This is a genomic window from Streptomyces deserti (assembly GCF_054782695.1).
In genome coordinates, this window is sequence record NZ_BAAGRZ010000072.1 from 1 (window position 1) to 8,443 (window position 8,443).

Sequence of the window (8,443 nt, forward strand, 5' to 3'; positions counted from 1 at the left end):
AACAGTCATCACAGCTCCCCTCACTACGAGATGCGCCTTCTGTTACTTATGGTGCGATCCCCGACGGGAGATCGCGACACCACCCTTGGGACATATGAAAGAGCGCTGGCCCCGCGTGCCCGGCACGCGGCCTGGCCCTCGGAGCGCCTCACCCAGCCGCCGCACCGTCGGCGGCCCAGCGCGGCGGCGCCGACGCGCAACACCGGGCGAACGCACCGCGATCCCCGGCCGCGACCGCGCTGCCCATCCCGCCTCCCTCACCCTCAACTCCAGCCAGAGCATGGGCGAAAGCGGGGGTGTGAGACCCCTGACCACGCCCGTACAAAGGGGGTGACCTGCACGGACTCCGCGACGTCGGCGAGGCTCGAGCAAGAAAGCGCATGTGGCGCTGCCGGGGCTGGCCGTGGTGGAGGTCGCGGTCCGCCTGACGAGACCGCGTTCACGATTCCAGGAGCTGCTCGCCGCGCGGTGCGCGATTGCGCCGGCGAACCGTACGACTCGGGAGCCTGCCGAGCCTGGCGTGCGGTTGCGGTTCTTCCTGGACCTGCACCAGAACGCCGCCGCGTAGGCCTGCGGCAGGGTGCCAGCCTTCCTCGTGGGGCCCTGGCGCGGCTCCTGCCGTGGTCAGGGCCATGGTCGGGACGTCCCGGGCCGTGGTCGGCCTGCAGCTGGACTTACCCGTTGTGACCGAAGGACAAGGCGTCGGGGAAGCTGTGGGGCGCCCTCGATGCCCTGGGCTGCCGCAAGACGTTAAACCAGGCTCCCGGGCATGACCGGGAGACTGGCCTGCGTGTGACATCCTCCCCTTTGCTGCCTAATCCCTGCCGTCGGTGGGTGCCCGCTTGGCTCCCAAGCCCTGGAACAGCTGCTGGACCGCCAGGATGGCAACGGATCAGAAGGACCCAGAGCAGAAGCGCCCGTGCTCCACCCACAGCACAGTGATCACCAAAGTGACACCGCACACTGCGAGAGCCACTATGGCTCCGCGCGCTCGCTCTCTTTCCCTGCCAGGGTCCACGCATGGTCACTATCTCGCTTCCGAAGTCAATTCTTTGGCGACCTTCAGCGCAGTGCCGCCGACGGCGCCCACTGCTCCCCATACAGCACACGACTTGGCGGAGTCGGTGAGAGAACCCCCGGTCACACTCTCACCAAAGCACCGCCTACACCCTGCGGGAAGGTGCCCACATTGACTCGCTGACCGACAGAGCAACGGGTTACCGGGTGATCCTGAGGAGCCTTTTCGGTGAGCCGGGGCCGATGTTGCGCAGGACTCCCTTGGTCGATCGCAGGATCAGGATCGTGGATACCGTTGCCGGGCTGGCCGAGGGGCGGGAGGTGAGTTCGAGGGCTGCCGCGCCCGGCGTTGCTGGACACAAGCGCCTGGCCCAGCCGGGCCGCCGCCCGCACGACGATCTTCGACTTCATCGAGGGTGGTACAACTGCCCCGATTGCACAACAGCCTCGGCTACCGCAGTCCCGCCGAATGCGAGACCGCACTCGCAGCCTGACCACCACGCCAAGGGTGTCCATCGCGCGGAACAGGCTCACCGCTGGAACGTCATACGTCGGCTCGTGCAGCAGCCGAGATGCGTGGCTGCTCGTCATCGGTGAGGCTGGTGCCATGTCCGAGCGCCGTGTGATCGTCTACCCGCCATTGGAGACCGGTGGCCGCAAGGTGGGAATCGACGATCGGATTTTCGGCACCGCCTACAGCCTTCACGACCTGACCGTGTTCCTGCAGCACGCCGGCCTGACCGGCTGGGACGAACTGGATGTCGCCGACTCTGGCCTGATCGAATGGCATGAAGGCGGGCCAGAGGTGTGGAACCGCTGAACGTACGAGCGGCCCTTCGCCGCGCGGTGACGATCACGCACAGGCAGAGGGACCCGGCATGCACTGGTCGCGGCCAACGCGAGGCGCGCCTCTTCGAAGCGGCGTGCGGCAACCGGGCTCGGAGGCTAAGGGGGACAATCGCCGGTTCGGCCGCGCTATTCAGCGCGTTTCTCGGCGCCCGTCTCCAGGGAGCCGGGGTCGTCACCGGCGATCCGGCCCACGAATGTGTCGTTGGGTGTCGTCCCCGTCGTGCTGTGCTGGTCCGGTGCGCCGGCCTCCGGTTTACCACCCGTGCCCTCCGGCCTGCCTGAACCGACCTCTGCGGTATCCGCAGCCCCGGAAAGTGGCTCAGCCGCGTCCCCAACCTCTCAGGGCAATACACCTAGCGCCGGCCCGATCCCGAGCCATGCTCAAGACCTGTGGATCGAGCTCGGGGAGCACGCGAAGGGCGTACCTTCCCGAGTGATCGACTGATGGTCATCGAGTTGGCCGGTGTTCGCAGCACCGGTCGGGAAGGCACGCCCGTGCTCAGCGTAGTCAACGACGACGGCACTACCGCCAACGGCTCCTCCTTGATCGACGAGATCGTCCGGGAGGGCGCGAGGCGGATGCTCGCGGCGGCCTTGGAGGCCGAAGTCAACGCTTATATAGCCGAGTTGGTGGACCAGCGGGACGAGACCGGCCGGCGGCTCGTGGTCCGCAACGGCTACCACCAGCCCAGGAAGGTCACCACCGCGGCTGGGGTGGTCGAGGTGAAGGCCCCGCGGGTGAACGACAAGCGCGTTGACGAGGCCACCGGCGAGCGCAAGCGGTTCTCCTCCGCGATTTTGCCGCCGTGGTGCCGCAAGTCCCCGAAGATCAGCGAGGTGCTGCCGCTGCTCTACCTGCACGACCTGTCCTCGGGCGCGATTTCCCGGCACTGGAGCATTTCCTCGGCAGCGCGGCCGGGCTCTCTCCGGCCACCGTCAACCGCCTCACCCAGCAGTGGCAGGCCGACCATACAGCGTTCATGGACCGCGACCTGTCCGAGGTCGACTACGTGTACGTGTGGGCCGACGGCATCCACCTCAACGTCCGCCTGGAGGAGGCCAAAGCATGCGTCCTGGTGCTCATCGGGGTCCGCGCCGACGGCTCCAAGGAACTGGTCGCGCTCAAGGACGGCTACCGCGAGTCCGCCGAGTTGTGGGCCGACCTGATGCGCGACTGCGCCCGCCGGGGCATGCGCGCCCCGGTCCTGGTGGTCGGCGACGGCGCCCTGGGCTTCTGGAAAGCCCTGGTCGAGGTGTTCCCCGAAACCCGCGAGCAAAGGTGCTGGGTTCACAAAACGGCCAATGTCCTCGACTCCATGCCGAAGTCCGCGCAGCCCAGCGCGAAGAAGGCCATCCAGGACATCTACAACGCCGAGGACCGCGACCACGCCGAGGCGGCGATCAAAACGTTCGCCAAGCTCTACGGCGCGAAGTTCCCCAAGGCTGTCAAGAGGATCACCGATGACCAGGACCAGCTACTGGCGTCCTACGACTTCCCGGCCGAGCACTGGATCCATCTGCGGACCAGGAATCCCATCGAGTCCACGTTCTCCACCGTCCGGCTGCGGACCAAGGTCACCCGCGGCGCCGGCTCCCGCACCGCCGCCCTGGCCATGGTCTTCAAGCTTGTCGAGTTCGCCCAGCAGCGGTGGCGAGCCGTGAACGCACCCCATCTCGTCGCCCTCGTCCGCGCCGGAGCCCGCTTCGAAGGCGGCCGACTGGTCGAACGGCCCACGGAGCGAGCGGCATGACGGCCATCGGCCTGCGGCCAGCCACCTCCGCGGACAGCGAGTACTGCTTCCAGCCGCACAAAGCCGCCATGGGCGCCTACGTCACGGCCATCTGGGGCTGGGACGAGCAGATCCAACGCGACTTCCACGCCCGCTCGTTCACTGCGGACCGATGGCAGATCATCACCGCCGACGGCACTCGGCATGCTCCACGTCGAGCACCGACCGACGGAGATCTACCTGGCGCGGATCGAGCTCCACCCCGACCACCAGGGACGCGGCATCGGCAGCCAACTCATCCGCACCCTCCTGCACCAGGCCCGCCAGCAGGGCAAGGACCTCGCCTTGGACGTCCTCGTCGTCAACCGGCGGGCCCAGGCCCTCCACCGGCGACTGGGCCTGCACGAAGTCACTCGTCACGGCGAGAACGACATCAAGATCAGGATGTCCACCAAGCCGCGTCAGCCCGGCCCGATCCACAGATCTTGACAATGACTCCCCGATTCCATGGGCGAAGGTCTCGCAGAACCCTCAGGGGAACCAGCGCCTGGGAGCGATCCACGGCCGGGAGGCCGGCCAGGCCGGTGTCGAGCATGATGCGGTCGACCGTCGCGACGAGAGTGCTGTCGGCGCCGATGACGGTCTCGACTCCGCCGGGCAGCAGATCGCGCGACCGGTACCAGTCCCGCAGCTGCGCCTCGCTGACGTCGTCGGCGATCGGCTTGGTGGCGTGCCGAGCGACGGTTTCCTCGAACGGCACGTCCAGGTAGTAGCTGTGGGTCGGGCCGCGATGGTCGGCGCGCAACCGGGCGAGCATATCGCCGTAGCGGTCGGCGTACAGGATGCCCTCCACCACGACGTGGAACCCGGAGTTAAGGGCGTAGCGGGCGGTCAGGTCGATCAGGCCGATGTTCGCCGCGCCGGGCCGATCCCGCTCGCGCAGCACGATGCGACGCAGGTTGTCCTGGCCGACCAGGGCCAGGCCGCGGCCGAACTTCTCGCGGATGCCGGCCGCGACGGACGACTTGCCCGAGGCGCTGTTGCCGCGCAGCACGACCAGCCTGGTTTCTTCGGTGCCCACCATCACGGCGGGCACGCTACCGGCCCGCGCGCACGGCGAGGGACGTCCTGACCTGCCATGGACGGGGCGCGCGGCAGCGTGGTCGGGGTCATAGCCAGGGCCTGTGCCGCCATGGCCGGTGTGTCCCATGACACGGAACCCTGAGCGTGTGCCATCGAACCCTGCGCGACCATTGGAGCCATGGGCTCACAGCGATGCGACAGGTGCGAACTGTTGCGCCAGATGCCGCAGCCGCGCATGCGCTCGATGTACCACGTGGAGTCCACCCGGCATCGATGGGCTTGCGCCTGGCCGCCGCAGCCGCGTCAGCCGACGCGTCGGCCGGTGCAGCCGCCGGAGCGGGGTCGTCCGCCGCGTCCTGCGCCATAGATTGCGATCCAGCCTGACCGGCCTTCGGTACGTCGGCCCGAGCGACACTCACCTGCAGATTCGGATCAGCCTACGGACTACCGTTCGCAATGCTGCGGACATGCTCCAGCGCCTCTGCGCGCAGTTCGGCGGCGAGGTTGAGGTCCGCTCGCTGCTCCGCGGTAAGTTTGGCCGCGTGCCGACGACCCACCCGGTCGACCACCTCGGGCATACCCGCGACCAGCGCGCACTCCCCGTCGGCGACGGCTATGCGGATCTCGGCCCGCCGCGCGGCGTCCGCACTGCCCGCCGAGTCGTGGCTTTGGCGCGCATCGGCACGGGCTGCCTCCATCGAGTCATACGGATATCCCCGGTCTCTCATACAGGACGTCCACAGCGCCATGGCCTCACGCATGGCGGGACTATCAGCAATCGGGTCGTTCAGCGCGTTATGGGCTTCCTGCGGCACATAGGAGACCCGGGCCGCGTCGATGACGTCACCGTACAGACCGATCCTGCTCTCGGCGATACAGCCGGTGGTGCCGAAGGTGAACTCCGGCCCGGTGGACAGCCGCAGCACGGCACGGTGTTCGGGATCGCCGGTGAGGGCACGGACATAGGAGTCCCGCTCCGCAGCGGGAAGGCCGGGCGGGTACTGGTCGTCAGGCGACGGACTGGGGTCTCCGAACCCGTATCCGCGGCTGCGCCGGGTATCCAGATCCGGCTGCCAGGAATCATCGTTGCCGATGGTGCCGCCGTCCGAGGTCGGATAGTCGAAGCCTCGCGCGGCCATGCAGCGCCGGGTTAGCTCGTACTCCGCCTGCTGTAGTACGCGCTGGTCGTCGCGGTAGGGCCCGGCGCGAACGGCCAGGTCCAGGGCGGCGCCGCTGAGTACCGTCCCAGCGGACCGGCCGTCCGGGCTTGCCGACTGCGCTTGCGTGCAGCCGGCAACTCCCGTGACCAGCAGGGTGACGGCTGCTCCGACAGCGGTACGTCGGCCTATCAGTCGCATCCCGTCATCGCCTACCCGCACCACCAGCGGTTGGAGCTGATGACGTCGTTCCAGTTGCCGCCGCTCGGCTTGCCCCATTGAGTCAGGTTCGAGGCGTGGGTGTCGCGATTGATCACCCACGAGGAGCCCCCGTAGTTGGGGTGCTCGTGGACCACCGCCTCGCAGTTCAGGCCCTCGTTGGCAATGGATGAGGCGCAGTCGTTCCAGGTGCCAGACTGGCAGTTGGGGCGGCTGAAGGCGCGCCAATCCGTGTTGTTACCGGACAGCTTTCCGGGCCCGCCCGAGTAATTGATGTCTTGCCAGAAGCAGAGGTACCCGCTCTCCTGAGGGCAGTCGCTGTACGCGGCCTGGGCGGCCGGAGCGGATACGAACACCCCCGCACCGGCGGCCAGGATGGCACCGGCAGCGGTAGCCGCGATCCGCCACGGAATTGTGAAACGCATGTTTCCTCCCCTTCCTTTACCCCCGACTCTCTTGTCGTGGGCACATTTGGCCGGACGGCCACATCTGTCGCACCTGTCACGACGAGGCGGCGCAATCCAGGCGCTTTGAGTGTCGTGGGTGATGAATGGGATGTCGTTGTCGGTCAGCGACAACTGGTTGACGATTCGTGCCACATGGAGGCGCGGGCAGGCTACTGATGCTGCTGGCGGTAGTCCTTGGGACTGTGTCCGTAGGCGGCGCGGAAGGCGCGGCTGAAGCGCGCGGGATCGGTGAACCCCCAGCGGGCGGCGATGGCGCGGACCGGGCGGGAGCGCAGGAGGGGGTCGGCCAGGTCCCGACGGCAGCGCTCCAGCCGACGGACGCGGATCCACCCGGCGACGGTGGTGCCCTGGTCCCGGAAGAGCCGGTGCAGGGAGCGCAGGGAGATGTTGTGGGCGGCGGCGATCGTGCCCGGAGACAGGTCCGGCTCACCCAGGTGCTGCTGGATGAAGGCGTGGATCTCCAGCAGCAGGGCCTGCCGATGAGTCTGGGGCGGCACCAACGCGGCGGCGTCGAGGTGGTGGGCGAGGAACGCGGTCAGCAGGTCGAGGGTGCAGGTGGCCAGGCGGGCGCCGTCCGCCGCAGTGTGGGCGGCGCCGCCCGCGGTCAGCTGTGTGAGGTAGCCGGACAGCAGAGCGCCGATCCCCTCACGCCCGGATAAGCGCACGGCGATCAGCTGGTCGACCTTGCGCGCCGGCAGTGGCAGCAGCGCCCGGGGGAATTGCACCATCACCCCTTCCACCGTGTCCTGGTCGGCGGCCGCCCAGCCGTGCCAGGGGAGCGAGGTGTCGTAGAGCATCACCTCCCCGGGGCCGCTGAGGGTGTCCCGGCCACCTTGGAGGATCCGGTGGCCCCCGCGCAGATTCAGTATCAGCTGGTAGCACTCACGATCGGAGCGCCGGATCAGCTTCGCCGACCGGCGGGTCTCCAGCGACGGGTAGGCCAGCGCGGACACCTGCACCCCGCCCAGCTCCAGCACCCGCGCGCTCGCCCGGAAGTCCGCCGCGTGGTCACTGCGGATCGCGTTGGGTATCAACGACCTGGCGGTCATGTCGTGCCAGGAGCCGAACCGCTCGGCCACCGGCAGATCCTCCGTCCGGAACTCCGTCACCAGCACCGTGCATCCTCCCTGAGTGCGTTCTGCCACATCCGTCAGCGGACACTGTCCTGCATCATGTCAACCTGCGCATCGACGCGATCCTCGCCACGCGCGGCGTCGAGGTGCTGGGCTGCGGGGCCGCTCGGCCACCCCGGGATCTCGGCGGTTGCCCTGAGGGCTGCCGGTCCTCCTCAGGGCACCCGCGCCTCCTAGCTACGGGCGCTGCTTTGCCCTGTCGACGACCGCCCAGCAGTCGACGTAGGAGAGCTGGGGCTAGACCTCCTGCCGTCAGTCCTACGCCCCCTCAGTGCGGCACAGGAAGCCCGGTGCTGTCGGGGCTCGTGAACATCCGGCGGTAGCCGCGGCTAATACTCCAGCCGGAGGCGCAGCTGAGCGAGGGTGAGCAGGACCTCGCCGCGGATCTCCGCTCCGGCTTTCGTCGCCGCAGCCTTGCGGGCCGGGGACGCTTCTCCAGGTACATCAGTACTGGGAGAAGAGGAGTTGCAACCGTCCGGGGCGGCCGAATCCGGGGTCTGATCAGGGACAACGGTCAGACGGCGGCTCGGGGCTGTGGGGCTGGGAACGGGGCTTGCCGTGTGGCTCGCTGTGGGGCCGGCTGTCGCAGCGTTGTCCGCTGGAGTGGGCGGGGCGGGGGCGGTGGTCATCGCGTCCTCGGTCTCTCCGGCCGTACGCGGCCGGAATCGGTGACAGGTCCGGCCCGCACGCGCTAGACGAGTAGTTCCGATGTGGCTCAGTGGTCGTAGGCGATCAGTGACCTGGTGATGGGTGCGCCGATGGTGCGGTTGTGCCAGATCGCGCAGGTC

The 8,443-nt window shown here is 68.4% G+C and carries 6 protein-coding genes and 2 pseudogenes; 4 read left to right on the top strand and 4 right to left on the bottom strand.

The annotated features are described in order from the left end of the window. The first annotated feature begins 382 nt into the window (after positions 1–382). The 4 genes and pseudogenes from ACYVMZ_RS38850 (at position 383) to ACYVMZ_RS38865 (ending at position 4,085) form a co-directional block, all read left to right on the top strand. On the top strand, positions 383–568 hold the full coding sequence (locus ACYVMZ_RS38850) for a DUF6207 family protein (RefSeq protein WP_461087961.1): 186 nt from the start codon (positions 383–385) through the stop codon (positions 566–568). 1,056 nt (positions 569–1,624) lie between these two features. Then, positions 1,625–1,837, top strand: coding sequence for a hypothetical protein (locus ACYVMZ_RS38855; protein WP_461087963.1), 213 nt, complete (start codon positions 1,625–1,627; stop codon positions 1,835–1,837). A gap of 524 nt (positions 1,838–2,361) precedes the next feature. Then, positions 2,362–3,617: pseudogene (locus tag ACYVMZ_RS38860) on the top strand (IS256 family transposase). A 183-nt stretch (positions 3,618–3,800) separates the two neighbouring features. Further along, positions 3,801–4,085, top strand: a complete 285-nt coding sequence (locus tag ACYVMZ_RS38865) for a GNAT family N-acetyltransferase (RefSeq protein ID WP_461087965.1) — start codon at positions 3,801–3,803, stop codon at positions 4,083–4,085. Between the two features lie 64 nt (positions 4,086–4,149). Here the strand turns inward: ACYVMZ_RS38865 and ACYVMZ_RS38870 are convergent. From ACYVMZ_RS38870 to ACYVMZ_RS38885, 4 genes and pseudogenes are all read right to left on the bottom strand, one after another. Next, a pseudogene (locus tag ACYVMZ_RS38870) lies at positions 4,150–4,680 on the bottom strand (AAA family ATPase); the annotation flags it as partial. A 436-nt stretch (positions 4,681–5,116) separates the two neighbouring features. Beyond that, positions 5,117–6,115, bottom strand: a complete 999-nt coding sequence (locus ACYVMZ_RS38875; RefSeq protein ID WP_461087967.1) for a hypothetical protein — start codon at positions 6,113–6,115, stop codon at positions 5,117–5,119. Continuing rightward, positions 6,049–6,480 carry a peptidase inhibitor family I36 protein gene (locus tag ACYVMZ_RS38880; RefSeq protein ID WP_461087969.1) on the bottom strand — a complete coding sequence of 144 codons (432 nt, stop codon included), beginning with the start codon at positions 6,478–6,480 and terminating at the stop codon, positions 6,049–6,051. The genes ACYVMZ_RS38875 and ACYVMZ_RS38880 overlap by 67 nt, the downstream gene beginning before the upstream one ends. Positions 6,481–6,671: 191 nt before the next feature. Further along, complete coding sequence (locus tag ACYVMZ_RS38885; RefSeq protein ID WP_461087971.1) at positions 6,672–7,637, bottom strand: AraC-like ligand-binding domain-containing protein; 966 nt, start codon at positions 7,635–7,637, stop codon at positions 6,672–6,674. Positions 7,638–8,443 lie beyond the last annotated feature (806 nt).

Excerpts from the sequence above, each read along its gene's own strand:
- ACYVMZ_RS38855 (WP_461087963.1), top strand. The coding sequence starts at position 1,625 with ATGTCCGAGCGCCGTGTGATCGTCTACCCGCCATTGGAGACCGGTGGC.
- ACYVMZ_RS38875 (WP_461087967.1), bottom strand. The coding sequence starts at position 6,115 with ATGGGGCAAGCCGAGCGGCGGCAACTGGAACGACGTCATCAGCTCCAA.
- ACYVMZ_RS38880 (WP_461087969.1), bottom strand. The coding sequence starts at position 6,480 with ATGCGTTTCACAATTCCGTGGCGGATCGCGGCTACCGCTGCCGGTGCC.
- ACYVMZ_RS38865 (WP_461087965.1), top strand. The coding sequence starts at position 3,801 with ATGCTCCACGTCGAGCACCGACCGACGGAGATCTACCTGGCGCGGATC.